The organism is Actinoplanes sp. ATCC 53533 (assembly GCF_003947245.1).
In genome coordinates this window covers 52,003-78,301 of record NZ_QHHV01000210.1, presented here as the reverse complement: position 1 = coordinate 78,301, position 26,299 = coordinate 52,003, and the positions used below count along the sequence as shown (strand labels likewise).

At 72.3% G+C, this 26,299-nt stretch carries 22 protein-coding genes; 9 read left to right on the top strand and 13 right to left on the bottom strand.

What is annotated here, in order from left to right; all coding sequences use genetic code 11:
- Positions 1 to 103: 103 nt before the first annotated feature.
- Positions 104 to 820 carry a helix-turn-helix transcriptional regulator gene (locus DMB66_RS47980; protein WP_125810784.1) on the top strand — a complete coding sequence of 239 codons (717 nt, stop codon included), beginning with the start codon at positions 104 to 106 and terminating at the stop codon, positions 818 to 820.
- A gap of 43 nt (positions 821 to 863) precedes the next feature.
- Here the strand turns inward: DMB66_RS47980 and DMB66_RS47975 are convergent, their stop codons facing one another.
- The 12 genes from DMB66_RS47975 to DMB66_RS47920 all read right to left on the bottom strand — a co-directional run bounded on the left by DMB66_RS47975 (position 864) and on the right by DMB66_RS47920 (position 18,518).
- Positions 864 to 2,231, bottom strand: coding sequence for a cytochrome P450 (locus DMB66_RS47975; RefSeq protein ID WP_125810783.1), 1,368 nt, complete (start codon positions 2,229 to 2,231; stop codon positions 864 to 866).
- Positions 2,228 to 2,767 (bottom strand): flavin reductase family protein, encoded by a 540-nt coding sequence (locus DMB66_RS47970; protein WP_125810782.1) that lies wholly within the window; start codon positions 2,765 to 2,767, stop codon positions 2,228 to 2,230. Before DMB66_RS47970 ends, DMB66_RS47975 begins: the two co-directional genes overlap by 4 nt.
- Positions 2,764 to 3,216, bottom strand: coding sequence for a thioesterase family protein (locus tag DMB66_RS47965; protein WP_125810781.1), 453 nt, complete (start codon positions 3,214 to 3,216; stop codon positions 2,764 to 2,766). The genes DMB66_RS47970 and DMB66_RS47965 overlap by 4 nt, the downstream gene beginning before the upstream one ends.
- A 1-nt stretch (position 3,217) precedes the next feature.
- On the bottom strand, positions 3,218 to 8,953 hold the full coding sequence (locus tag DMB66_RS47960; protein ID WP_125810780.1) for an SDR family NAD(P)-dependent oxidoreductase: 5,736 nt from the start codon (positions 8,951 to 8,953) through the stop codon (positions 3,218 to 3,220).
- Positions 8,950 to 9,906, bottom strand: a complete 957-nt coding sequence (locus DMB66_RS47955) for an enediyne biosynthesis protein (protein WP_125810779.1) — start codon at positions 9,904 to 9,906, stop codon at positions 8,950 to 8,952. Before DMB66_RS47955 ends, DMB66_RS47960 begins: the two co-directional genes overlap by 4 nt.
- A gap of 68 nt (positions 9,907 to 9,974) precedes the next feature.
- Positions 9,975 to 11,921: a CRTAC1 family protein gene (locus DMB66_RS47950; protein WP_125810778.1), complete on the bottom strand. Its 1,947-nt coding sequence runs from the start codon at positions 11,919 to 11,921 to the stop codon at positions 9,975 to 9,977.
- Positions 11,922 to 11,923: 2 nt separating this feature from the next.
- A complete protein-coding gene (locus DMB66_RS47945; RefSeq protein ID WP_125810777.1) occupies positions 11,924 to 12,898 on the bottom strand; it encodes a DUF1702 family protein in 975 nt (324 codons plus the stop codon).
- Positions 12,899 to 12,982: 84 nt separating this feature from the next.
- Entirely contained in the window at positions 12,983 to 13,972 is a 990-nt protein-coding gene (locus tag DMB66_RS47940; RefSeq protein ID WP_125810776.1) for a DUF1702 family protein, read from the bottom strand.
- 27 nt (positions 13,973 to 13,999) lie between these two features.
- Entirely contained in the window at positions 14,000 to 15,052 is a 1,053-nt protein-coding gene (locus tag DMB66_RS47935) for a carboxymuconolactone decarboxylase family protein (protein ID WP_125810775.1), read from the bottom strand.
- 186 nt (positions 15,053 to 15,238) lie between these two features.
- Positions 15,239 to 16,312: a carboxymuconolactone decarboxylase family protein gene (locus DMB66_RS47930; protein ID WP_125810774.1), complete on the bottom strand. Its 1,074-nt coding sequence runs from the start codon at positions 16,310 to 16,312 to the stop codon at positions 15,239 to 15,241.
- Positions 16,313 to 16,338: 26 nt separating this feature from the next.
- Positions 16,339 to 17,991 (bottom strand): FAD-dependent oxidoreductase, encoded by a 1,653-nt coding sequence (locus DMB66_RS47925; RefSeq protein WP_125810773.1) that lies wholly within the window; start codon positions 17,989 to 17,991, stop codon positions 16,339 to 16,341.
- On the bottom strand, positions 17,988 to 18,518 hold the full coding sequence (locus DMB66_RS47920) for a DUF5987 family protein (protein WP_125810772.1): 531 nt from the start codon (positions 18,516 to 18,518) through the stop codon (positions 17,988 to 17,990). The genes DMB66_RS47925 and DMB66_RS47920 overlap by 4 nt, the downstream gene beginning before the upstream one ends.
- 253 nt (positions 18,519 to 18,771) lie before the next feature.
- Here DMB66_RS47920 and DMB66_RS47915 point away from each other — a divergent pair, with 253 nt between their 5' ends.
- The 4 genes from DMB66_RS47915 (at position 18,772) to DMB66_RS47900 (ending at position 21,188) form a co-directional block, all read left to right on the top strand.
- Positions 18,772 to 19,356 carry a hypothetical protein gene (locus DMB66_RS47915; protein ID WP_125810771.1) on the top strand — a complete coding sequence of 195 codons (585 nt, stop codon included), beginning with the start codon at positions 18,772 to 18,774 and terminating at the stop codon, positions 19,354 to 19,356.
- Position 19,357: 1 nt separating this feature from the next.
- A complete protein-coding gene (locus DMB66_RS47910) occupies positions 19,358 to 19,870 on the top strand; it encodes a copper resistance protein CopC (RefSeq protein WP_125810770.1) in 513 nt (170 codons plus the stop codon).
- Complete coding sequence (locus tag DMB66_RS47905) at positions 19,867 to 20,673, top strand: TIGR03084 family metal-binding protein (RefSeq protein ID WP_125810769.1); 807 nt, start codon at positions 19,867 to 19,869, stop codon at positions 20,671 to 20,673. The genes DMB66_RS47910 and DMB66_RS47905 overlap by 4 nt, the downstream gene beginning before the upstream one ends.
- Before the next feature lie 65 nt (positions 20,674 to 20,738).
- A complete protein-coding gene (locus DMB66_RS47900) occupies positions 20,739 to 21,188 on the top strand; it encodes an SCP2 sterol-binding domain-containing protein (RefSeq protein ID WP_125810768.1) in 450 nt (149 codons plus the stop codon).
- A gap of 1 nt (position 21,189) precedes the next feature.
- On the opposite strand, the gene DMB66_RS47895 is transcribed toward DMB66_RS47900, so the two are convergent.
- The gene (locus DMB66_RS47895) at positions 21,190 to 21,816 is read right to left on the bottom strand and encodes a MerR family transcriptional regulator (RefSeq protein ID WP_125810767.1); all 627 of its coding nucleotides are present in this window, start codon (positions 21,814 to 21,816) and stop codon (positions 21,190 to 21,192) included.
- Positions 21,817 to 22,059: 243 nt separating this feature from the next.
- On the opposite strand from DMB66_RS47895, the gene DMB66_RS47890 reads away from it, so the two are divergent.
- From DMB66_RS47890 to DMB66_RS47875, 4 genes are read left to right on the top strand one after another with little or no spacing between them, the layout of a single operon-like run.
- Positions 22,060 to 23,238, top strand: a complete 1,179-nt coding sequence (locus tag DMB66_RS47890; RefSeq protein WP_125810766.1) for an acyl-CoA dehydrogenase family protein — start codon at positions 22,060 to 22,062, stop codon at positions 23,236 to 23,238.
- Between the two features lie 29 nt (positions 23,239 to 23,267).
- Positions 23,268 to 23,726, top strand: coding sequence for an SgcJ/EcaC family oxidoreductase (locus tag DMB66_RS47885; protein WP_125810765.1), 459 nt, complete (start codon positions 23,268 to 23,270; stop codon positions 23,724 to 23,726).
- Positions 23,723 to 25,150 carry an NAD(P)/FAD-dependent oxidoreductase gene (locus DMB66_RS47880; RefSeq protein WP_233625351.1) on the top strand — a complete coding sequence of 476 codons (1,428 nt, stop codon included), beginning with the start codon at positions 23,723 to 23,725 and terminating at the stop codon, positions 25,148 to 25,150. Before DMB66_RS47885 ends, DMB66_RS47880 begins: the two co-directional genes overlap by 4 nt.
- Positions 25,147 to 26,298: an epoxide hydrolase family protein gene (locus DMB66_RS47875; RefSeq protein ID WP_125810764.1), complete on the top strand. Its 1,152-nt coding sequence runs from the start codon at positions 25,147 to 25,149 to the stop codon at positions 26,296 to 26,298. Before DMB66_RS47880 ends, DMB66_RS47875 begins: the two co-directional genes overlap by 4 nt.
- Position 26,299 lies beyond the last annotated feature (1 nt).

The following is a 26,299-nucleotide window of genomic DNA, read 5'->3' as shown; positions in this document are numbered from 1 at the left end:
ATTTAATCCACACCTAACAATGCGTGCGACTGCGCGCATCGAGCCGCTGGAGAGAGTTTTGACGGATCAACGAGAGGCGGCAGCCGAACGAGTCGTCGCATTCATGCAACAGCATCTCGGCGAACCCATGACGGTCGACGACATGGCTCGGGCCGCGTTGTTCAGCAAATTCCACTTCATGCGCATGTTCCAGAGATCGACCGGAGTATCACCCGGGAGGTTCCTGTCGGCATTGCGGATCCAGCGGGCCAAGCACCTGCTCGTCTCGACCTCGCTGCGCGTCGCCGAGATCAGCTGGACCGTCGGCTACACCAGCGTCGGCACCTTCAGCACCCGGTTCACCCGCAGCGTGGGGCTTTCCCCCAGCCGCTACCGGCGGCTCGGCAGCGACGTCGCCGAGCTGCCGATCGACCGGGACCCGGCATCCGCGAGCCGCGCCACCGGCACCCTGCGCGGCCGGGTCCTGCACGACGCCGGCGCCACCGCCGAGCCGATTTTCGTCGGAGTGTTCCGGGAACGCATTCCGGAGGGCCGCCCCGTGCAATACCGGATTCTGGACCGGCCGGGCAACTTCGTCCTCGATTCCGTGCCGGTCGGCGCGTGGCACCTGCTCGGCCACGCCGCCGCGGCCCGCCCACGTTTCGACCGCGTCGCCGGGACACCGCTGCGAGGCTGCCGCGGCCCGATCGTGGTTCGGCCGGGCGCGGTCGCGAAGACCGACCTGCGGCTGGCGCCGAAACGTGCCCTCGACCCGCCGGTGCTGCTCGCGCAGCTCGACGCCACCCCGGCCCGCTGCGCATCCGCCCCGGTCCGACTCTGAACAGCGGTGTCCGGGCCACCCGTAGCCAGCCCGGACACCGCACTCATGCGACCGTTCGCACGTGCATCGGCAGTCCTCGCCGCAGTCGGAGTGACAGCATCGGCTCCGGCACCACCCGGTGCGTCGCGGCCGTCGACAAGCGCAGTTCCCGTGCCACCATGGCGAGCACGAACGTCGCCTCCAGCAGCCCCAGGTTATTGCCGATGCAGAACCGGGGACCGCCGCCGAACGGCACATACGCATACCGCGGACGGTCCGACCCGCGGCCGGGCTCGAACCGCGTCGGGTCGAAGAGCTCGGGGTGTGGCCAGAAGGCCGGATGGCGGTGCAACGTGTACGGGCAGATGAGCACATCCGCACCCGCTGGCACCGGGTAGCCGGCGATCGTATCCGGGCCCTGCGCCACCCGGGACAGCATCCACACCGGCGGGAACAGCCGCATCACCTCTTGCAGAACCATTCCGGTGTAACGCAGTTCATGCAGGTCCTCGTAGCTGGGCAGCCGGTCGCCGAGCACATCCACCGCCTCCCGGTGCACCCGCCCGGCCACCTCCGGATGCCGGTCGAGCGCGTGGAACGCCCAGCCGAGCGTGCTGGCGGTCGTCTCGTGCCCGGCCAGCAGCAGAGTCACCAGTTCGTCGCGCATCCGCTGCTGGCCGAGGCGCTCGTCGGGCTCGGCGCGGGTCGAGGCGATCATCCGCGACAGCGCGTCGTCACGACCCGGCCCGGTGCCGTCCCTGGCGATCCGGTCCGCGGCCAACCGGTCGACGATGCGCTGCAGGTCACGCCGGGCGCGGCGGAACCGCACCTGCTTGGGCAGCGGCACCCAGGACGGCACCGCGCTCATCGTGGCCAGCTCGAACATGGCCTGGTCCTGCATCGCCTCGAAGGACCGGCCCACCGAGTGGAACGCGCCCAGGTCGGTGTCCAGCAGGGTCCGGCCCAGCACACCGAGGGTGAGCGCGGTCAGCTCCCGCACCACGTCGACCGGTGGGCCGCCGGCCGCACCGCGCAGCCGCTCGACGAACCGGGCTGCCTCCTCGGCGACGATACCGGCCTGCGCGGCGATGCGCCTGGGCTGGAACACCGGCTGAATCGTCCGGCGCTGTTCCCGCCACAGCTCGCCTTCGCTGGTGAGCAGCCCGTCTCCGAGCGCCCGCCGCGCGTGCACCAGGCCGATGCCCTTGTGGTAGTTGCCGCTGTTCTCGGCCAGCACGTGTTTCGCGTGGTCAGGATGGTTGAAAAAGTAGATGGGGCGGGGCGGCGGTGCCAGCCGGACCGCGTCGCCGTAGGTGGCGGCGGCCGACGTCATGAGTTTCAGCCGGTCGAACCCGAACCGGTAAAGCGTGCGCAGCAGTTCCGGGCCGGCGGGGCCGGGCGGGTGCGCGGGGCGGGCCAGCCGCGTGGTCATCGGTGGGCCTCCGTCCGTTCCGGGCCGATCTGACGGAACCTGCCCTGCAGGAACAGCACCGGATCGTCGTCGCCGTAGCGGTGCAGGTCCACGAGCTCGCCGGTGAAGATGGTGTGGTCGCCGCCGGCGTAGCTACGCCACAGCCGACACTCGAGGTGGGCGAGCGCGCCGTCGATCAGCGGTGCGCCGGTGGCCGGCCCGGGCCGCCAGCCGACGTCGTCGAACTGAGCCAGCCCGGAGGGACGCAGCCGGTCGGCGAAGTGCCGCGCGACGGTCTCCTGGGCGCACGACAGGATCGACACGGCGAACGTGCCGGTGTTCTCCAGCCGCTCGTGCATGACGGCCTGCCGGTCCACGCAGACCAGCACCAGCGGCGGGTCGAGCGAGACCGAGGTGAAGGAGTTGGCGGTCATGCCGTGTGGTTCCCGGCCGCCGACGGTCACCACGGTGACCCCGGTCGCGAAGGCACCGAACGCCCACCGCAGCTGGCGGATGTCATATCCGGCGGCGTGCTTCCGCTGGTTGATGGTCGTCATGCCGCTGCCTCCGCCCCGGCAAGGGCCTGGAACGGTGCCAGTGCCCGGATCAGCGCCGGCGGCACCCGGGCGGGCACGGTCCGGGTGTTCGGCCCGCGCATGCAGGCGACCCGCTGGCGCCCGCGGGCGACGAGAGTCTCCTCGCCGTCCGCGGACACCTTGACGTAGTCGAAGGCGAACTCGATCTGAGTCTGCGCCAGATCCACCAGCCGCATCCGGACGCACACGTCGTCGAAGGCGGTGATCTCGGCGAAGAACTCGCAGTCGACCTTGAGCGTGAACAGCTTCAGGTCGTCCCGCAGATCCGCCAGCACCTCTGGCGCCAGTTCCTTGAGGAACATCTCCCGGCAGCGGCCCTGCCAGCGGAGATAGTTGACGTAGTAGACGTTGCCGACCAGATTCGTCTCCTCGAATCCGACGGTGTGTCCCAGCTCGTAGTAGCCCGGCATGTCAGGCGTCCTTTCCGGCCAGCACGGCCAGCACGACGGCCTGCGGCCGGTCCTGCACCGTGGTGACGAACGTGGCGATGCGCAACTCGCCCGACCCGAGCAGGACCCAGCCCTCGGCGCCACCGGCCACCAGGGTCAGCGGGCCGCCGCCCGGTCGTCCGGCCTTCTGCAGGCACTCGATCGCGGTCCAGACCCGGGTCGCCGCCGTGTCGGCGTCGTCGCCGGTCTCGCGGCGGATGAGCTGCGCGAGTCGCTCATGCTGGCCGAGCAGCTGCCGCCAGACGGTCGCGTCGCGGTCGGTGACCGGTTCCACGTCGCAGCCGATCGGGCTGTCGCCGGCCACGCACAGGGTCAGTCCGGCGCCGTGCGAGATCGAGACGGGGCGGCCCAGGTCGGTCTCCACGGCACCGTCGGGGCGGTGGCGTACCTCGACGCGCTGCCCCGACACCCGGCCGAGGGCCAGCGCGGTGGCCTCGCGTCGCTCGTCGGGTTCGACGGCGACCGCGACACCGGTGCCCCACAGGTCGTCCAGGGCACGCTCCAGATAGGAGCCCAGCAGCAGCGGCACCCACGGGCCGGCCGGGCTCTTCTTGCGCACAGCCCGCAGGCGCAGTCCGTCCCAGCGCTCGATGACCGCACCCGCGGCGTCGCGGACGGCGATGTCGTACACGTAGGTGTCCCCGTCGCGGCTGCGTTCGGTGGCGCTGTAGCGCACCGTGCCGTCCGGGCGCGGGCCCGACGGACGCACCCGCTCGATGCCCGCCGGCAGCAGGGTGGCGTCCGGCACGCACACTTGGTTGCCGTGCATCAGCGCGTCGCGGGTGCCCGGGTCGCCGAGCAGCAGGTCCGGTGGCAGGTAGCCGGCGAACCATCCGGCGTCGCGTACCGCCAGGTCGGCGTCGACGTGTTTGGCGGCGGCCCGGTGGAAACGGATCAGCCGCTGGAACAGGGCGCCCTGGAACAGAGCGGACCCGTACAGGTCACGCGCCGGGTCGAGCGGCACCTCCGGCAGGCCCGGTCCGGTCTGCTCCGGCGGGCCGGCGGGAAGGACCGCGTCGTCGAAGACGAGCCGAGCCTGGAAGTGATCGACGGCGAAGCCGGTCTCCGCGCTGCGGATCACCACGTCGACCTCGCCGTCGCCGGTGACCACCGCCGCCACCCGGATGGTCGTGCTGCCGTCCGGCGGCACGACGATCGGCCGGGCGAACTCGGCCCGATCGATGCGTGGCACGCCGGCGCGGCCGGTGACCGCCACCGCGACCTGTGCCATCGCCTCCAGGCCGAACACCGCCGGGAACAACATGTTGCCGTCGAGCAGGTGGTCGGTCAGGTAGAGGTCCGCGCCGGAGTTCAGCGTGGTCTCCACGACCAGCTCGACCCCGTGGTAGCGGACCAGCGGCTTATCGACGAACCGCAGCAGGGGAAGCTCCGGCTCCTCGTAACCGACCGTGTCCAGGCTCTGCGTGCGGCCGCTGACCACCACGACCGGCGGGGCGTCCGGGTCGGCGACCAGCCGGCGCAGCGTGGCGAGGCCCTCGTCAACCGACACCGGGGTCACTCCCTCCCGGGCGAGGTTCTCGACCACCGAGAGCCGCTCGCCCATGCCGACGCCGGACCACACCGACCATTCCAGGCACAGGCTGCGACAGCCGGGGTGCTCGCGGCCGAACTCGGCGGTCAGCTCGGCCAGCCAGTCGTTCGCGGTGGCGTAGTGAGCCTCGCCCCGCAGCCCGGCGCGGCCGATGATGCTGCCGAAGGTGACCAGCAGCTTCAGCCGGTCCGGTTCCACCGCGGCCAGCACCGCCGCCAGCCCGTCGGCCTTCGGCGCCAGGGTGCTGCGGAACGCGGCCATGTCCAGGCCGGCCAGCGCGGCCGGCTCGTTGCGGCCGGCTCCGTGCAGCACCGCGGTGACCGGGCCGAATCGGTCGACCGCCTCGGCGACGGCCAGGCGGACCTGCTCGGGGTCGGTGACGTCGGCCCGCACATAGTGCACGTCCACGCCGCGGTCCGCGGCCCGGCGCAGGTTGCCGTCCAGCTCGGTGTCCGGCGCCGGCGCGGAACGGCCCAGCACGACCAGCCGGGCGCCGCTGTCGGCGGCCAGCGTCAGGCCGCACTCGGCGGTGATGCCCTTGCCGCCGCCGGTCACCAGTAGGACGTCGTCGGGGCCCAGCACACCCTCGTGCCGGGCAGCGCGTACCGGCAGCGGCCGCAACACGGGCACCAGGCGGGTGCCCCCGTCGTCGTAGCGCACCTCGGCGAAGCCGTCGGTGGCTGCCACCTCGTCCACGACGCAGGGCACGGTGATCGCCCCGTCGGGCGCCGTGATCACGGTGACCCGCAGGTCCGGCGCCTCCAGCCGCAGAGTCTTGGCCAGCCCGGCGGCGCCGCGACCGCGTTGCAGCAGCACGAACCGGGTGGCCTGGCCCGCGATCGCGGTGCGGGCGCCGTCCAGCGCGAGCGCCAGGTCCTCGACCGTCGCGGCGGACGGCATGCTGACCAGCACCCCGGTGCCGACACCGGCCTGGGTGAGCGCGGTCCGCGCCGCGGCGGCGAAGGTGTCCGCCGGCCGGGCGAAGAGCTCCCAGGGCCCGCTCTCGGCGCGCGGCCGCGACTCCGGCGGCGCCGCCTCGTCCGCGTCGACGGCGAACGCCCGGACCCAACCGGCCGCGCCGGTCACCACCGGCGCGGGACCCTGCTGACCCGGCCGGGTCGTGGACCGCAGCTCGTCCAGGGCCTGGGCCAGCTCACCGATGGTGGCGGTGGCGAAGTTGGTCGGGGCCTGGGCGGCGTTCAGGCCCTGCCGCTGGGCGGCCTGGTTGACGATCTGCCCGACCGTGATCGAGCTCAGGTGCAGGTCGTCGAGCAGCCGGCTGTCGCCGCCCACCATCTCGGCCGGCAGCTCGGCGCGTTCCGCCGCCAGGGTGCACAGCAACTCCAGGCTGGGCACCGACTCGTCGCCTGCGGGCGCCCGGACGTCGCCGGGCGCTGCCGGCCCCGATGGGGTGCCGGGCGCCACGTCGACCGTGGGCGCCTGCTCGCACGGACTGGCGAAGAAGGTGAACGTCTTGCCGATCTCCAGCGGCCGCACCAGCCGGCCGTGAAAGAAGTCGGCGCCGATCTCGGCGGCGCCGGTCACGTACGCGGCGGCGAGCACCCGCAGCAGCCCGCCGATCGACTCGTCGTCGGTGTCCAGCGCGACGGCCGGGACACCGGTCGTGTCGTGGGCCAGCCCGCTGAGCACCCGGCCCGGCCCCACCTCGACGAACAGGTCGATGTCCTTGGCGGCCAGCTCGACCGCCTGGGCGAACAGCACCGGATCGGTGATCTGCCGGTGCAGCAGGAGCGGCACGTCGATATCCGCGGCCATGGTCTCACCGGTCACGGTGGACACCACCTGGCGGTCGAGCGGCCGGAACCGTTGCTCCGCCAGCCGTCCGGCGAACGCGCCGGCCGCCGGGGCCACCAGCGGTGAGTGGAACGCGTGCGACACCGGCAGCGGGGTCGCGGACAGACCGGCCGCGCGAGCGACTTCGCACAGCCGCTCGACGTCGTCGACCGGTCCGGACACGACGGTCTGCTGCGGCCCGTTGTAGCCGGCGATGACCAGGGGCGTTCCGGCGATCAGGCCGGCCACCGTCTCCGGGGCCGCGGCGACGCCGGCCATCGTGCCGGAGGCGCTGTGCTCGGCCATGGTGGCGCCCCGTTCGGCGGCCACGTGCAGCAGGGTGCCCGCGTCCATCGCGCCCGCCCAGTGCAGGGCGGACAGCTCGCCCAGGCTGTGCCCGACCGCGACGGTGGCCTCCAGTCCGAGCTGGGTCAGCACGGCCAGGCCGGCCATCGAGCCGGTGACGATGCGCGGCTGTGCGACGGCGGTGGCCACGGTGTCGCCACCGGTGGGCAGCGCCGCCTTCCGGTACACCCGGTCGGCGGTGGAGAACCGGCGGCGCAGCGCGCCCCCGCTGGTGCCGCGGCCGGAGCCCTGCCCGGGGAACAGGTAGCCGATCCGGCCGGGCGTCTCGCTGTGGTGCAGGAAAGCGCGGCCGTCGCCGTCGATGAGGTGGGTCTCGCCGGCGTCGAGCAGCTCGGCGAGCTGCCGCAGGCGGGCCTCGGCATCCTCCGGCGACGACACCACAACGGCGGCCCGGTACGGCAGCCCGCGCAGTTCGCCGTAGAGTGTCGCGGCCAGGTCGGTGAGCTGGGCGTACGACACGGTGAGCACGAAGTCGAGCAGTTGTTGCACCCGGGCGCGCAGATCGGCGGCCGACGCCGCGTCGAGCAGCAGCAGCTCGCGGTCCTGCCGGGCGGACGCCAGGGTCCGGGTGCGCCCGTCCAGCACGCTCGGCCGCCGCGGTGCACGCTTCTCCAGCACGACGTGCGTGTTGATGCCGCCGAATCCCATCGCGGTGATGCCCGCGCGGACCGGTGTGCCGGACGGCCACTGCTCGGCGCGGGCGAGGACCCGCAGCGCCGCGTCGTCGGAGGTGAGCAGATCGTGCGGCTCCACGCAGCCGATCGCCGGCGGCAGCACCTCGTGGTGTACGGCCATGGCCGCCTTGATCAGGCCGGCGACACCGGCGGCGGCCTTGGTGTGACCGATCATCCCCTTGATCGAGCTGATCGCCGCCGGCTCGGTGGCGCCGGCGGCACGGCGGGTGCAGCCCAGCGCTTCGAGCTCCGTGGCGTCACCGACGGGGGTGCCGGTGCCATGGCCCTCGAACAGGCCGACCGTATCGATGCCGAACCCGGCCCGCTCGTACGCGCGCCGCAACGCCAGCTGATAGCCGCCGACCTCGGGCCGGGTGATGCCGCCCTTGCCGTCGGAGGAGATGCCCCAGCCGGCCACCGTGGCGTAGACGCGGTGCCCGGCGGCGATCGCGTCGGCCTCGCGCATCAGCACGATCATCCCGCAGCCCTCGCCCGGCCAGAACCCGTTGGACCGCTGGTCGTACACCCGCATCTCGGAGCGGGCGAGAGCGCCGGTCTTGGCGAACCCGACGATCTCGAACGGGTCGATGGACAGGTCCACCCCGCCGGCGATCGCGACGTCGATCTCGCCGTCGATCAGGGTCTTGCAGGCGGTGGCGACCGACAGCAGCGATGACGAGCACGCGCCGTCAACGGTGTAACCGCCGCCCTTGAGGTCGAAGTGGTTGCAGATGCGCCCGGCGATCGTGTTGGACAGCCCGCCGGCCAGCGTGTCCTCGTCGGGCACCGGGAACGGCGACTTGTAGCGCGCCTCGAAGTCGGTGAGGAACGCGGAGAGCTGGTCATCGTCCCAGTTCTGCTCCTTGAGCGCGGCGGCGACCACCCGCCGCACGTACGGCCAGCGCAGCCGCAACTGGCCGGCACGGGAGAACTCCCCGGTGAGGCTGTTGCCGACCACCACCGACGTACGCTCGCGGGGCAGGCCCTCGGCCATCGGGAATCCGGCGTCGGCCAGCGCGCTGGCCGCCACGTCCAGGGCCAGCCAGTGGGTCAGGTCGGTGGACCGGAACGTGCTCCCGGCGATCTTGTAGGCGATGCGGTCGAACTCGTATCCCTCGATCACCGCGGCGGTGCGGGAATAGAAGCGGTCGGGCGTCGTGGGGTCGGCGTCCCAGTAGTCGTCGAGCCGCATGCGCACGTTCGGCAGCCGCCGGAATGCCCGCCGGCCGGCTACGGCGTTGTCCCAGAGCTCTCGGGGGGACAGGGCGTCCGGGTAGCGGCACGCCATTCCCACCACAGCGATGTCGGTCATGCCGGCACGACCTCCTTCTCCGGATGCGCGGAACTGCCGTTGACGGACGGCGCGGGCGCCGCCGGGACGGCCGGGGCCGCCGGGCGGGCGGCGTCGGCCTCGCGGGCCGCCCGGGCCTTGTCTGCCAGGTGCAGCGACCACAGGTAGCCACCCCGGATCAGGCAGACGATCGCGGTCGCGAAGAAGATCCCGTACGCGATCCCCGCGCCGGTCAGCAGCGCGTAGACGATCGCGACGCCGGCGCCGAAAGCGAACTGGGCGCCCGGGTGCGACGGCGTGGTGCCCGGGTCGGTGATCATGTAGTTGGTGAACAGGACGAACGCGACGCCGGTCATCATCGCCAGCGCGGCCGGGATCGACGTGTCGAGCACGACGCCGCGGACGACCGCCTGCAGCGCGAAGGTGCCGACCCAGCCGGCGATGAGCCACATGCGGCCGGTCAGCTTGCCGTTGATCATCGTGCCGCCGAGGATGATCAGCAGGGGCAGCAGCCAGTCCAGCGGACCGGAGATGTGCTCGGTGAAGTGGTACGGCGGAGCGATACTCCCCCACGGGAACAGCAGCAGGATGACGGCGATGCCGAGGTTCGACGGGTTCATGAAGTGCCGCATACGGCCCCGGACGGGCGCCTGCAGCACCCATTTGGCGCCGATCGCCACGACCACCCCGAAGATCATCACGACGACGCGGTCGTTGACGTAGGTGAGCATGTTCAGCGCCAGGCTGGTGATGTGTGCCGGGTAGAGGAACTCGGCGAGACCGCGGACGCCGCCGCCGCGGAACCGGGGTGTCCGCCCCTGGGCGCGCGCGCCGATCATCTCAAGGACGATCTCGGTCGTGTAGCCGGTCGCCAGCGCGATGAACGGCCACAGCCAGGCCTGCTCGAAGCCGAGGAAGAAGTACCCGACGATGTTGAAGACCGAGATGGAGATCGCGAAGTTCCGCAAGGCCATGATGACCTTGGGGTCATGCCGTGGAGGGCTCGTCCGCGGAGTACTGGTGTTGGTCGCCACGATGGGGTTCACCCTTTCTGCGCCTGGTCGGTGAGCTGGATGCGGTGCCAGCCGGGTTCGAGCCGCAGCGTCTGTTTACGCATCTCCCCGGTGCGGTCGCGCCAGCACAGGTCGACGGAGACCGGGCCGGTCACGTCCGGGCCCAGCCCCACGTGGGCTTCGTGGCTGCGCTTGCCGGAGTGGCCGCTGCCGCCGTCGACGCGGGTGACGAACTTGCGTCCGTCCGCGGTGGTCGCCACGGCCTGCGCGCCCACCGCGGGTGATCCGGCGTCGCCGGCCTCAGCGGGCGCGTGCGTCAGCCGCAGCCCGAGGAAGGTGCCCGGCTCGGGGCTCTCGTTGCGGTAGAACACCGGCGCGTCCCACTGCCGGGCGACCGCCATGTCGAGCCGGCCGTCGCCGTCGGAGTCGCCGGTGGCGATGCCCCGCGTCGGCACCGGCACGGCCAGGCCGAGTTCCTCGCCGAGGTCCACATAGCGGCCGTCGTCGTCCTTGACGAAGAAATGCATGCGCTGGCTACCGCCGATGTCGTCGCCTGCCCGCACATTCGGCCACCACAGCGGGTTGTCCAGCAGCTCGTCGTTGGCGGTGGCCAGTTCCTGCAGCTGCGGCCAGCGGTTGACCTCGCCCTTGACGAAACCGGTGGCCTGGGCGACGGCCAGTTCGCCGCTGTTGTTGAAGTCCGCCATCTTCACGTCCCAGCCCCAGCCGGACCAGGCCAGGCCCAGCGGCGCGCTGCGCTCGTCGAACGGTGCCCGCCCGGCCGTGAAGTGCCGGCGGAGGTCCTGCTGGTCGCGGGCCGCGTTGATGAACGCGAAGTGGCTCTCCTCGATGCCGAACGAGGTGGTGATGTTGCTGACGTACATGTCGTAGAGGCCGTCGCGGTCGAGGTCGCCGAAGTCGACGCCCATGCCCTTGAACGAGTCCCGGCCGACCCGCTTCGACTTGGGCACCAGCGCGGCGCTGCGGGCGCTCTCCACCAGCTCGAACTCGATCCGTCCCGGGACGGAACGGTTGTGCAGCATCCGGTCCGGGCCGAAGTCGTGCGCCAGGTACAGCTCCGGGCGCAGGTCGCCGTCGAGGTCGTTGGCGCCGGCGGCCAGCGCCCAGCCCTTGGAGGCCTTCCTGGGCAGCACGTCGTCGACCCGCTCGAAGGTGACGGCCGGGTCGGCGCCGGCGGTCGCGGAGGTCCAGCGGAAGAAGTAGTCCTCGCCGCCGTTGAGGCCGTTGGACATCGAGTGGTTCATCTCGACGCCGCCGTCGACCTGATCGTCCAGGACCGGACCGTGCGGGAAGTAGTTGCCGATGAAGATGTCCAGGTGGCCGTCGCCGTCGAAGTCGTCGACCGCCGCGGCGTTGGTGTTCCACTGAGGGCCGGCGTACTCGCCGCGCGGGCCGGGAACCAGCTCGGTCGGCTGGTAGGAGGCCTGCGACAGGGCGGTGCCGCCCGCCTTGGCCAGGTAGACGATCGGGGTCCGGCCCCACAGGTAGACCAGCAGGTCCATCCGGCCGTCCTCGTTGAAGTCGCCGGGGACACAGCCCATCGGCGCCATCGCCACCCGCATCGGCAGCGGGTCCGGGCGCAGCACGAACGGCGCGTACCGGTCGGTGGAGTCCGGGGTGGGCGTGACCGTCACCTGGTCGGTACGCGGATCGGTGACACACAGGTCGTTGGCCAGGCCGTCGCCGTCGATGTCGTTCATGGCGATACCCGAGCCGACCGACGAGATCCAGGCGTCGATGTCGGTGTACCGCTGGTTGACCTTGCGGATGGTCTGCTGTGGATGGCCGCCCGGAAGGGCGATGCTCATCGCCCGGAACCGGTAGCCGTCGGCCAGGTCCCGGCTCTCCGCCGCCGAGGAAGTGGGCAGCCGGGCTCCCAGGAACAAGGTGGTCACCAGCACGAGGGCCACCACGCCGGCCAGGTGGTATCGCAGCAGTCCCACTGTTCTGCGCATGCCTATTTCCTCTCGATCGCGGCGAACTGGTCGGCGATCCGCTGCCGCCACACCTCGTACGCCGGTAGCTGCCCGGAGTCCGGCCTGGCCGGACGCCACTGCCCTGTCATCTCGGCCGCCTCAGCGGCTGTCATCGCGCACAGCACCCGGACAGCCGCCTCGCAGTGCGGCACGACCAGATCGGCACGCACCCGCGCGGTCGCGCCGAAGGCACTGCCCTGGGCCAGCCGGTCGCGGTAACCGCCGGACCGTCGCTGCAGCAGGCGCAACTCGTCGTCGTCCGCGCCTCCGGCGTAGGTGGCGGCGAGGCCCGCGCCGCTCCACAGGTCGGCGCGCCGGTCCTCCGGAAAGCCGGCGATGGTGTTCGCGACCCGCTCGACGTCGGTGCCGCACACGAACCACAGCGCCCGGCCGATGCCCTGGTCGATGGCGCGCTGCATGTACCACCGCGGTCCGCCGCCGGGCCAGGTCAGGTCGCGGTCCTCACGCCGTCCGCCCACGTACTCGGCGGTGCGGAAGTACGCCTGGTGGAAGCCGTAGCCGTCCAGCACCAGCCAGCGCAGCAGGGGGTCCGGCATGGCCAGCCGGTTCCACCGCCACCGCGGCAGCCGGGCCATCGCCCAGCCGATCCCCACGTACGCCATGTAGACGTGCGGGTCACCGGGCCCGTCCAGGAAGCGCCGTACGTGGTCGGAACGCCCGAACGGCAACCCGTCCCGGACGCCCAGGGCCATCGCGGCGCCTTCGAAGGCGAAGCCCCGATATCGTTGCGGGAGCCGATCCAGAACGGGTCCGGCGGATTCCGGACGACGGGCTTCCGCGGCCACCCCGAATCCCTCCAGAAATGATCGGCCAACGGTTTCCAGGACCTCGCGCGCGGACTCGTTCTTGACATGGAATCCGCGCACGTCAGCTCTGGTTTCGGACACATTCGGGGTCAACAGACGACGGCGAAGTGCACGCAAGGATTTAGACAAGGCATCTCCCCGGGCAGAATAGGACTGTGACGGTTCAATGGCGCCTGATTGTCATGGTGCCATTTCGGCGGGGCGCTTTCTTCTTCAGAAGTGCGCGAGCGAGATTCGGCAGTGCTCCCGCACCCGCTCGCGCCAGAGCTCGTACGCCGGAAGGTCGCCGGCGGCGTGCGGTTCGACCGCCACATCGTCGGCCAGCCGGGACGCCGTGCTGACCGGCATGCCGGTCAGCGCCGCGCACGCGCCCTCGGAATGCTCCGGTACCGTGCCGCTGAACTCCCGGGCCTTGGCCGCGAACACGGCACCCTGGGCCAGGTCGTCGCGGCAGTCGCCGGCCGCGTGGCGCAGCGCGGCCAGGTCCTGGGTCCCGCAACCGCCGGCGAAGGTGGCGGCCAGGCCGACACCGCTCCACAGGTCCGGTTGCCGGGCGGCGGCGAAGCTGCGCACCGCGGCGTCCACATCGGTCACCCGGGCGCCGTGAATGAACCACAACGCCCGGCCGATGCCCTGGTCCACCGCACGCGGGAAATAGCCGGCATGCCCCTGCCACGGATACACCGCCGGGCGACGTTGCTCATCCACCCAGCGGCGAGTGTGGAAGTACGCCTTGTCGAAGCCGTAGCCGTCCACGGCCAGCCACCCCATCGTGGGGTGATAGGGCATCCCCGGCAGGTCCGGCAGCACCGACCGCCAGGCCGCGCGCGGCAACCGGGCCATCGCGAAGCCGATCCCGATGTACGCCAGGAACAGGTGCGGACGGCCGGGGCCGAGCAGCAGATCACGGGTGCGGGTGCCGCGCCCGCCGGCGATCGCGTCCAGCACCGTGCAGGCCATCGTCGCGCCCTCGTACGCGAAGCCGCGCATCGTCGGCTCGATCAGCGCGAGCCGCCGTTCCAGCTCCCACGGCTGGGCCCCGTCGATGCCCCACTCGAACCCGCACACCACGGACTGCGGGATGGCTTCCAGCCATCGCGCCGCCGCCGCGTCGGGCTGCGGGAAACCCCGGCGGGCGAACCCCACCTCGGCCAGCGAGGGCGCCAGGACCAGACGGCGCAGCGTTCCGGTGATGGTGGACACGGGTTCCTCCTGAGTTGTCGAAGATTGTCAGTGCGACACGTGCCGGGCCCCGATCCGCCGGGCCGCCGCGAACGATGCCCACGCCGTCGCCTCCACCAGCCGCCGGTCGTCGGGGTCCGGCCGGCGGAACTCGTCGACCACCTCGCCGTCCACCTGGTACGAGGCGAGCGCGGTGAGCAGCGCCAGCCGCCCTGCCGCCCGCTCGGCGAGCGGCAGGGCGGCCACCAGGTCCTCGCACCACTGCCGGCTCAACCCGGTGTCCTCGCCCGTCCAGCCGGCCAGCCGCTCGGTCACCAGCGCACGCACCCCTGGCGGCAGCGACCGCTCGCCGCCGGCGTCCAGGGCCGCGTACGCGCGGGCGACCCCGGCGGCCACGGTGTCGTTGCCCAGGGCCCACGCCGCGTCGGCGCGCAGGGCCGCCTCCGGCAGCAACGGCACCGCGCGGCCCGGCGGGGAACTGCGCCGCAGCAACGGACCGAGCAACGCGCCGACACCCTGTTTGAGACGCCGCCGACCGGTCGGGGACAGGCCCGGCGGCAGCAGGAAGTTGGACAGGAAGACGTTCACCATCCGGGTCAGGTAGTGCATGGCGACCAGCACGCCGACCAGCTCGGGGCGCGCGGCCGCGTACCCCGCCGGTAGCTCCGCCGTGCCGACCAGGTGCGCGCCGCGCGCCCAGCCGGCCAGCTCCCGGATGTCCGGGTCGGTGACGTCGGCGAGCCGGTCGGCGAGGATCGCGTCGGCGTCGCCGGCATCCGCGAGCTCGCCCAGCCCGATGCTGTGCATGTCGGCGCAGTACGGGCAGATGGTCACCACCGACACCGCGGTGGCGACCGCCTCCTTCGCCAGCCGGCTGCTCCGCCCGGCGGCGATCAGCGGTTCGCGCATCAGCGTCCAGTAGGCGGCCAGTGCCGGCGGGGACGGCGAGTGCAACAGCACCGGCGGCACCACCAACCGGAACTCGTCGGCTGCCTGCTCGTACACCGCGGCGACGGTGTCCCGGGCGTTTCCGGGATCGACCGGCTCCACGTACTTGACCTGACGCTGCACGACGGACGACACCACTCGCCTGGCTATCACGCCGCCTCCCTCGCTCCGGTGGTGCTGACCTTGTCAGCTTCGCCCGGCGGCGATCGGCGCCGGAACTTCGAGATTGCGCAGCGCCCCGATCGCCACCGGACACGGCAATCCGGAAGAAGGACCCGCCCGTGCCGGCCCATGGCGATGGCAGCGGCACGGCCCCGCTGCCGCACGCGACGGGCCGGATCAGTCGCCGGCTCGCGGGCCGGGCAGCGCGCTGACCGTCATCCTGGTGCCGAGGTGCCGGGCCGCGGTGAACGAGGCCCATGAGGTGAGCCCGAGCAGGTCCGCGTCGCGGAGCCCGGCCTCAGCGACGACGGCGTCGTCCACCTGATACGAGGCCAGCGCGGTGAGCAGCGCCAGCCGCGCCGCGGGCCGGTCGGCCCGCGGCAGCCCGGCGACCGCATCCGTCGCCCAGGCACGGCTCGGTCCGGGCGGTGCACCGTCCCAACCGTCCACTATCGACCGTACGGTGGCGCGCGCGTCGGCCCCCAGCACGGCGGCGGCACGCGCCCGCACGAGCACAGCGGACCCGGCGAACGCGTGCTGTATCGCGGTGTGGCCGCCGGCCCAGCCGAGGTCGGCCGGGAGCGGGGCCGCGGGCAGGTCCCCGGCCGGCGGACCGGCATGCGCGCCGGCGCGGCCGCGGGCCACCGTCTGCCGCATCGTGGCGCGCAGCATCCAGCGCAGCAGATCACGCACCCGCCGCGGCGCGAACGCCGGCAACGGCGACTCGTCCAGGAACACGTTGACCATGCGGTTGACGTACTGGAACGTCACGGCGACCCCGACCAGCTCGGCCACGGCCCGCGGGTCCAGCCCGGACGGCCGCGGGCCGGAACCCGCGGCCCAGGCCGCCGCCGTGCGGACCAGCGGGTCGGCCGACCGGTCGGGACGGCCGGCCAGCACCGCCGCCGCGTCCGGGCCGCCGTCGAGGGCGCGCAGAGTCTCACCGTGCACGTCCACGCAGTACGGGCACCGGTTCGACAGCGACACCGCCGAGGCCACCGCCTCTCGTACCCGACGTTCGGTCACCCCTTCGTCGACCAGCGTGGCGCGCAGCATCGCCCAGCAGGCGACCAGCAGATCCGGCGCCGGCGAGTGCAGCACGACCGGCGGGGCGAGCACCCCGAATTCCCGCTCCACCTGCCGGTAGATCACCGACACCGGCGGCCGGGCCGCACCCGGCCGCACCGGCACCACGTGCCGGATGTCGGCCAGCGACCGGCGCACGGCGGCACGCAACAACCATTCCCGCATCTCGGTCTCCCTCGGGCCGGCCGGTGCTACCGGGACAACTCGGCGGACGCGAGCGGCAGCACACCTCGGCGTCCGCTGACGGACCCGTCCGGTGCCGGAGCGCCGTAACGCACCCGGACACCGCGCCGCTGTGCGGCCCGCACGATGGCGGGCACCGCCCGCTCGGCCAGCGCCGCGATGGTCATCGCCGGGTTGACGGTCAGCGCACCCGGCACCGCGGACCCGTCGGTGACGAAGATGCCGGGATGGCCGCGCAGCTCGTGCCGATCGTCGAGGGCCGAGGTGTGCGGGTCGTCGCCGATCCGGCAGGAGGCCAGCGGATGCACGGTGTAGGCGCCCACCACCTCGTTGGTCCACGGCATCACCCGCGACAGGCCGTCGCGTTCGAGGATGTCGCGCACCGCGGCGTCGGACTCGGCCCAGCCTCGGCGGGTGTTGGCGGTCGGCCGGTATCGCAGCGGGCCCCGGGCGAGCATCTGCTGTGCCATGCGGATCGCGTTGCCGGTCTCCGGCACCGCGCCGAACTCGCCCTCGTTGTCGTCCTCGCTCATGGTGAACACAGTCAGCCACGACTGCCAGCGCCGCAGCAGATCCTTCTTCTCCGCGCCGAACCAGGTGGGCCCGGTCGCGTCCGGCACCTGGGCCAGGATCGTGCCGAAGCCGGGCGGAAAGTACAGCTGCTCGAGCGAGAACCGGGTGTATTCGGGCAGGGCGCCGTCGAGCCGATCCCAGGTGGCCACGCAGGGGCCCTTGCCGATCTGGTAGGCCTCGTAGGGCACCCCGTCCGGCCGGGTCAGGCCGAGCACGTCGCGGACGCGGTCCTCGTTCATGATCGCGGTGTTGAGCCGCTCGCCGTTGCCGGAGAAGTACCGGCCGACCGCGTGCGGCATGGCGCCCAGATACGGCTCGGAACGCTGCAGGATGACCGGGGTGGCACCCGCGCCGGCCGCCAGCACAACGACCTTCGCGTCGATCGCGCCGCGGGCCACCTCGATCCGGTAGTCGACCTCGTCGACGACTCGGTAGTGGACGCGGTAACCGCCGTCGGTGTTCTCGATGTGCTGCACCTCGTGCAGCGGCCGGATCCGCGCGCCGTGCGCCAGCGCCGCCGGCAGGTAGTTCAGCAGCAACGACCGCTTGGCGTCGAAACGGCAGCCGGACATCATCCAGTTGCAGTTGGTGCATCGGCTGGAGTCGATCGCCACCGGCACCGGGTTCGCGGTGCGACCGGCGTGGTCGCAGGCGGCGCCGAACAGCCCGCCGGAGAACGGCACCTCGTCCCAGCGCTGCCGCACCACCGGCAGGGCCTCGGCGACCCGGTCGTACCACGGGTCGAGGGCGTCCCGGTCGATGGCGGCGGGCCACATCCGGCGGCCGATCGAGCCGTGCCGCTCGAACACGAACCGGGGCGCCCGGGGCATGGCGGCGAAGTAGACGACGCTGCCGCCGCCGACGCAGTTGCCGCCCAGCACGCTCATCCCGTCGCCGATGACGAAGTCGAAGACCCGCGTCGACGACGAGCCGAACTTGAGATCGTGGTCGAAGTCCGGGCCTCGCAACCACGGACCGCGCTCCAGCACGGTCACCCGGGCGCCGCCGGCGGCCAGGTGGTACGCGGTGATCGCGCCGCCGAAGCCGCTGCCGATCACCAGGACGTCGGTCTCTTCCGTGCTCGTCATGCGGGGCTCCCGGAGGGGGTGGTGTCGGGGTGTGGACGAGCCAGCGCCCGGCCGTAGGAGAAGGACGGGAAACGCCACAGGCCGTCGCCGTCGGGACCGGAGTAGCCGAGGATGGCCAGGCCGGGATGGCCGGACCTGATCGCGTCCGTGGTGTGCAGGTGGGCCGCGGCGTCGAAGGCGATGGTGCTGAACATGGCCAGGCCGATCCACGCCTCCCGCTCCTCGTGGTCAGGCGCGATCAGCTCGCGCACCAGCGCGACCCGATGGTCGTAGCCGAGAGCGGCGAAGGCCGGTAGATCGGCACGCGAGGTCAGCTCGTGCCGCCGCGCGTACGCCTCGGCATGCTCGTTGAGCATCTCGGCGAGATCGTCGAGGGTGGGCGCGAGCCCGCCCTCGGGGCCGGCTAGCACCTCCAGGACACCGGAGGCTACCGAACCACCGCCGGCCGAGACCCCAGCGACCGCGTGGTCGTCGGGGAATCTCTTCTCGCCCGGCAGAATGGTGTCCGCGAATGCTTCCAGTGTCATCGCCTGAACAGTGCCCAATTCAGCGGAGAACGGTTGCATCAAGCCTCCCATCGTCGGCCGGAACGGCACGGCGGAAAAAGCCGCCCGTTCCCGCGGTCCTATCTTCTGGCGGCCGCGGAACGGCCTGCATCTTCTCCTTTGCTGTCGACCGGCAGCGGTGCCGGTCACGGCAATGTGGAAGATGCCCGCACGACGGCGGCACGCATAACGTGGCGGTGTCCGCGTCCCGCACTCCCTAATTGGAGGTCGACCAATGGCCGAGACGCCCACCCGCTCGTCACCGGGTCTGCTCGCGACGCTCAACGGCCGCCACCACCGCGCCGCACTGCGGGCGTATCTGCTGATCGTGGTCGCGCACTGGGCCGAGCATCTGGTCCAGGCGTACCAGATCTGGGGCCTGGGCATGAGTCGGCCCGCCGCCCGCGGTGTGCTCGGGCAGTACTTCCCCTGGCTGATCACTTCGGAGTGGCTGCACTACGGGTTCGCGCTGCTCATGCTGGCCGGCCTGGTCCTGCTCCGTCCCGGGTTCGCCGGCCGGGCCCGGGCCTGGTGGACCGTCTCGCTCATCCTGCAGTTCTGGCACCACGTCGAGCATCTGCTGCTCTTCGTGCAGGCGCAGGCCGGCGTCACGTTCTTCGGCGCCGCGACCCCGGTCAGCATCGCCCAGTTGGTGATGCCCCGCGTCGAGCTGCACCTGTTCTACAACTCCGTGGTGTTCCTGCCGATGCTCGTCGCGATGTACTACCACCTGCGCCCGAACGCCGCGGAAGACGCCGCGGTCACCTGCCACTGCGCCCGGCGTACGCCGGCGCCGGAGCCGCTGGTCGCGAGGGTCTGACATGCGCTGGCTGCTCGCTGCCGCCACCCTGCTCCTCACCCTGCTCGCCGCCCAGGGCCCCGCGTCCGCCGACGCCGCGGCCAGCGACCCCGCCGACGCCGCGGCCCTGTCCGATCCGCCACGCCGCGTCGAACTGGCGTTCGGCGCCGCACCCGATCCGGCCGCCTCGCACGTGAACGTGCTCGACGCGACGGGCGTGCCGGTTCCGGCCGGCGCGCCGCGTCGCTCCGGCGACACCCTGACCCTCGACGTCGAGATCGACCGCGCCGGCGACTACACGATCGCCTACCACGTCGTGCTGACCGACGGCGGGCAACGCTCCGGCACCAGCCGGTTCAGCGTCGGCACCGGGGTTCCCCCGGCCGGCTCACCGGTGGCGGCCGGCGGGCACCAAGGCCACTCCCCCGACCCGGTCAGCGCCGTCGTCCTCGTCGTCGACGCGATCGCGTTACTGATCTTCGCTGTCCTGCTGCTGCGAACCCGACCCCGACACCGGAAGGAAGCCGCACCATGACCGAGCTGCCCGACATCTACCTCGACCTCACCCACGAGGGCGAGAACCTCGACAACCTGCTGGCCGACCTCGACGCCGACGACTGGGCGCGGCCCACTCCGGCGCCCGGCTGGACGGTCGCCCACCAGGTCGCCCACCTGGCCGCGACGTTCCGCATGGCCGCGCTCGCCGCGAGCGACGCGGCTGCGTTCACGACGATGACCAGCCGGCTCAGTGACGACTTCGACGCCAACGTCCGGATGGCGCTCGCCGGATATCTGACCGAGGAGCCGGCCGGGTTGCTCGAACGCTGGCACCGGGAGCGCGCCGCCGCCGACCGGGCGCTGCGTGCGCACGAGCCGTCCGAGATCGTGCCGTGGCTGGTGCAGCCGCTGCCCGTCGCGGTGCTCGCCGCCGCCGGCATCATGGAGCTGTTCGCCCACGGCCAGGACATCGCCGACGCGGCGGGAGCCCGCCTGCGGCGCACCGACCGGATCCGGCACCTGGTCGCGTTCGCCGTGCGCACCTGGAACTTCGGCTACCTGGCCCGCGGCCTGCCGGTGCCGGACGTGCGGATCCGCTTCGACATCACCCTGCCCTCCGGCGCCCCGCTGCACTTCGGGCCGCCGGAGTCGGCCGAGCGGGTGTCCGGCCCGGCCGAGGACTTCTGCCTGCTGGTGACCCGCCGGCGGCACCGCGACGACCTGCGGCTGACGGCCACCGGGACGGAGGCCGGTCGCTGGATGGACATCGCGCAGGCCTATCGCGGGCCGGCTGGTGCGGGCCGGCGTCCCGGCCAGTTCGCCGCCGCCGGCACCCGATAGCCCTCCGGCCGCCGACCGCCCGCCCGGCGGCCGGCGGTTCCACTTCTCCCCGCCAGGGAGCACTGATGACGTTCGAACAGGGATATCCGGCGACACTGGCCACCGAACAGTTCAGCCGGCTCATCAAGCAGTCCACCGCCGGCGAGCTGGCCGAGCTGATGAGCGGTGACCGCCGCCGGGTGATTCTCGACGAGGTCTTCCGGCGCATGCCCCAGGTGTTCCGCTCCGACCGGGCCGGAGAGCTGCGGGCGGTTGTGCACTGGCACATCGGCGACCGCCCGGACGGCGGCGCCGACCGGTACGAGCTGACCATCGCCGACGGTGGCTGCTCGGTGTCCGGGCAGCCGGATCGACCGCCGCAACTGACGCTGTCGATCGGCGCCGTGGACTTCCTGCGGATGGCCACCGGCAACACCCGGGCGGTCGTGCTCGCCATGACGGGCCGCCTGCGCAGCAGCGGCGACCTGGCGCTGGCCGCGAGAATGCCGCGGCTGCTCGACCCGCCCCGGGTGTGAGTCAGCCGCCGAACCGGTCGCGCGCGTGGTGCTCGTAGGCCATCCGCCGCATCGCGGTCATCATCACCTCGAACAGAATCGAGCGCACCGACGCCGCGGCGCGTTCGGCGGACGCGCCGTCCGGCGCCACCAGATCCAGCTCCGCCGGCACGTGCAGGTCGGCCGTCCGGGCGTACGCGAGGAAGAAGTCCACCTCGCACGTCGACCCGAGGTGTCTGAGCGTGGACAGCACCTCGACGAGCTGCTGACGTGACGGCGCGTCGCGGCTGACCGTCCAGCCCATCCGGTCGATCAGTTCGTCCGCGTCCGCACCCGCCGACTCGTGATGCGCGGCCAGGGCGGGCTGCGGCTCATAGGTGGTCACCGCGTGCTCGACCGCCCGGAACAGCTCGGGCAGCGGCAGCCGCTCATCGTCGATCGCGGTCAGCAGCGCCCGCACCGAGGAGAGGCTGAGCCGGGCGACCGCGGTGAGCGCGCGGATCAGGCGCAGCCGGCTCAGGTGGCGGCGGTCGTACGCCGCCTGGTTCCGCCCGGTTGGGCGGCCCGGCGGCAGCAGCCCCTCCCGAAGGTAGAACTTGACGGTGCCCACCGGAGTACCGGCCTGGCGGCTCAGGTCGGAGATGCGCATGCCCTGATTCTCCCGTCCTGGCGGAGAGGACCGTACGGAGCCGCCGGGGATCCAGGACACGCCTCTACTGTGGATGTCCTCGGAAGACGGTAGTCGAGAACAACTTCCGATGCAACACTCACTGTTACCAAACCATCACACAGCATCACCATTCGGTCCGAGCAACGTGGAAGATGCACCTCCGATCCGACGGTGGAACCGTTCAGGGCAGTGCCCTTGCCGGCAGACACCCCGGAGGACGATATGCCGACCACCGCTGTCCCGACCCGCGACGAGCTCGTCAGCCGCGCGTCGGAACTGGCACCGCTGCTGCGCAGTAACGCCGTCCAAGCCGAAACCGACAGACGGCTGACCGACGGGACGATCACCGCCCTGGCCGAGGCAGGACTGTTCCGGATGCGGGTGCCGCGACGCTACGGCGGCTACGAATCGGACACCCGGACCCTGCTCGACGTGGCGGCCGAGGTGAGCCGCGCCGACGGCGCGGCCGGCTGGACCGTCGCCGTCTACTCCATCCCCACCTGGATGGCGTGCACGTTCCCGGACACCGTCCAGGACGAGGTGTTCGCGACCCCCGACGTACGCGTCTGCGGCACGCTCAGCCCCACCGCGATGGCCACCCCGGCCGAGGGCGGCGTCGTCGTCGACGGCAAGTGGGGCTTCATCAGCGGCGCCCCGCACAGCCACTGGCAGGTGGTCATCGCCGTGCTCGCCCCGCCGGGCGAACCGTACCCGATCATGGCCCTGGTCCCGATGTCCGACCTGCTCACCGTCGACGACTGGCACACCTCGGGCCTCCGCGGCTCGGGCAGCGTCAGCACCGTCGCCAAGAACGTCTTCGTGCCGCAGCAGCGCATCCTGCCGCTGCCCGCGGTGCTGCAGGGCCAGTACGCCTCGGCAGCCAACGCCGACTCGCCGATCTACCGGGTCCCGTTGCTGCCGGTCGCGTCCGCCTCCTCGGCCGGCGCCGCCCTCGGCATGGCCAAGGGCGCCCGCGACGCGTTCCTCAAGCGCCTGCCGGAACGCAAGATCACCTACACCGCGTACGACAGTCAGCGCACCGCGCCGCTCACCCACCTGCAGGTCGCCGAGGCCACGCTGAAGATCGACGAAGCGGAGTTCCATGCCCGCCGGCTCACCGCCCTGGTCGACGCCAAGGGCACCGAGGGTTCGGGGTGGAAGCTCGAGGAACGGGTGCGGGCCCGCGCCGACCTGGGTGCCACCGTCCGCCTCGCCCGCGAGGCCACCGACATCCTCGCCGACGCCAGCGGCGGATCCTCGATCTACGACGACGTGCCGATCCAGCGCTTCCGCCGCGACCTGCAGGCGGTCAGCCTGCACGCGCTGATGCACCCCGACACCAACGACGAGCTGTACGGCCGCGTGCTGTGCGGTCTCGAGCCCAACACCCTCTACATCTGATCCCCACCCGACCGGAGAGGAACACGGACATGACCGCCAGTACCCCGACCGCCAGTACGCCGACCGCCACGGCCACCGCCGGCGACCAGGCCGCGGTGGCCGCCCTCACCCAGCGTGTCGTCGCCGCCTGGGCCTACCAGGATGCTGCCGCTTTCGCCGAGGTGTTCACCGACGACGCGACCATGGTCCTGCCCGGCGTGTACCGCAAGGGACGCGACCAGATCGAGCAGTACATGAGGGAGGCGTTCGCCGGGCCGTACAAGGGCACCCAGGTGACCGGCAAGCCCCTCGACATCCGCTTCTTCGGGCCCGGCTCCGGAGTGCTCACCACCTTCGGCGGCGTCCTGCGGCCCGGAGAGTCCGAGGTGTCCGACACCGGCGCCATCCGGGCCTGCTGGGTCGTCGTCAAGCAGGACGGCCGGTGGCGGCTCGCCGCGTACCAGAACAGCCCGGCACGAGTCCCGGGCCCGCGCGGCCCGCAGGGGTGAGCATGACCTCCGGTGTCGCCGTCGTCCTGGGCGGCAGCATGGCCGGGCTGCTCGCCGCGCGGGTCCTCGCCGAGACCTTCGACACCGTGCTGGTCGTCGATCGCGACGAGGTGCTGGGCGTCCGCGAGAGCCGGCGCGGCGCCGCGCACACCCGGCACGCGCACGGCCTGCACGCCCGCGGCCACCTGGTCATCGAGGACCTCTTCCCGGGCCTCACCACCGAACTCGCCGAAGCGGGCGTGCCCACCGGCGACCTGGGCGAGATGCGCTGGTACTTCAACGGCCGCCGGCTCAAGCCCGCACACACCGGCTTGATCTCGGTCACCGCGCCCCGGCCGGTGCTCGAGCACCACGTCCGCAACCGGGTCGCCGACCTGCCCAACGTACGGTTTCTGCAACGCCACGACGTGCTGAGTCTGGCCACCACCCCGGACCGCGGCCGGGTGACCGGGGTGCGGGTGCGCCCGCCGGCGCCCGCCGAGGCGCCGGTGACGCTCGACTGCGACCTGGTCGTGGACGCCACCGGCCGCGGTTCACGCACCCCGGCCTGGTTGGCCGAGCTGGGCTACGAGCGGCCGGCCGTCGACCGGGTGAAGGTCGGCATCGCCTACACGACCTGCCACTACCGCACCCGCCCGGAGTGGTTCGACGGTGTCCAGTCGATCAACCCGGTGGCGTCGCCGGCCCACCCGCGTGGGGCGTTCTTCGGCCAGGTCGGCCGGGATCTGTGCATCCTGTCGCTGACCGGGATCCTCGGCGACCACCCGCCCACCGACCCGCGGGGCTTCCTGGAGTTCGCCCGCACCCTGCCGGTGCCGGATGTCTACCGGGCGATCCGCGACGCCGAACCGCTCGACGCACCGGTGTCGTTCGGCTTCCCGGCCAGCACCCGCCGCCGCTACGAGCGGCTGCGCCGGTTCCCGGACGGTCTGCTGGTCATCGGCGACGCGGTGTGCAGCTTCAACCCCGTGTACGGCCAAGGGATGAGCGTCGCCGCGATCGAAGCCCTGGTCCTGCGCGAGCACCTCCGAGCCGGCCCGGCGCGGCCGCAGCGGTTCCTGACCGAGATCGCCCGGGTCATCGACGTGCCCTGGGAGATCTCGGCCGGCGGCGACCTGGACTTCCCCGCGGTCGAGGGCGAACGCACCCTGAAGGTCCGGATGGGCAACGCCTACCTCGCCCGTACTCAGTACGCCGCGACGAAGGACGCCGCGGTCACCGACCAGTACATGCGGGTCGCCGGACTGATGGACCCGCCGTCCGCCCTGATGCGCCCGACGATCATGGCCAGGGTGCTCCGGCACGCCCCGCTGCGGCCACGGCCGCCGGCATCCTGGCTCGACGGCCGGCCCGCCGCACCGCCGGAACATGTCCCGGCGGCGGCTTCGCAGCCCACGACATACCATCAGAAGGGTCGATTGTGATTCCGTTCCGCGTCGACATACCGGAAAGTGACCTGCAGGACCTGTGGAATCGGCTGTCCGCCACGCGATGGCCGCCGGACGAGAAGGGCGCCGGCTGGGAACGCGGCGTGCCCCAGGAATACCTGCGCGACCTCGTCGAGTACTGGCGAACGAAGTACGACTGGCGTGCCGCCGAGCGCCGGCTCAACCAGCACCCGCAGTTCAGCACCGAGATCGACGGCGCCCGGGTGCACTTCCTGCACGTCCGCTCCCCGGAGCCGGCTGCCCGGCCGCTGCTGCTGCTGCACGGCTGGCCCGGCTCGGTCGCCGAGTTCCTCGACGTCATCGGCCCGCTCACCGACCCGGTGGCACACGGTGGCGCCGCCGAGGACGCGTTCCATCTGGTCGTCCCGTCACTGCCCGGGCACGGCTTCTCCGGACCGGCCGGGCCGGGCTGGGACTACACCCGCATGGCGCGCGCGTTCGCCGAACTGATGGACCGGCTCGGCTACCCGGCGTTCCTGTCGCAGGGCGGCGACCACGGCGCGTTCATCTCGCTGGAGCTGGGCCGCCAGTTCCCGGAGCGGGTGCGCGGCGTGCATGTCAACATGCTGCTCACCGTGCCCAGCGGCGACCCCGCGGAGCTGGCCGCGCTCACCGAGGCGGACCTCGCCCGGCTCGGCAAGCTGGCGAGTTTCGACGCCGAGCTGTCCGGCTACATGAAACTGCAGGCCACCCGTCCCCGCACGATCGGCTATGCGCTCACCGACTCGCCGGTCGGCCAGCTCGCCTGGATCGTGGAGAAGTTCAGGGAGTGGACCGACTCGGCGCGGCAGCCGGAGGACGCCGTCGACCGCGACCTCATGCTGACCAACGTGATGATCTACTGGCTCACCGGAACCGCTGCCTCGTCCGCCCACGTCTTCTACGACGCGCGCGACTACATGCGGGCGGTGTTCACGCCCGGCGTCACGCCACCGGCGGTGCCGGTCCCGATCGGGGTGGCGGTGTTCCAGCCCGATTTCGCGCCGGTGCGGGCGCTGGCCGTGCGGGATCATCCGACGATCTCGCACTGGAGCGAGTTCCCGCACGGCGGGCATTTCGCGACGATGGAGCAGCCCGACGCGATCGTGGGCGACATCCGGGCGTTCGCGCGGTCGCTGGCCTGAG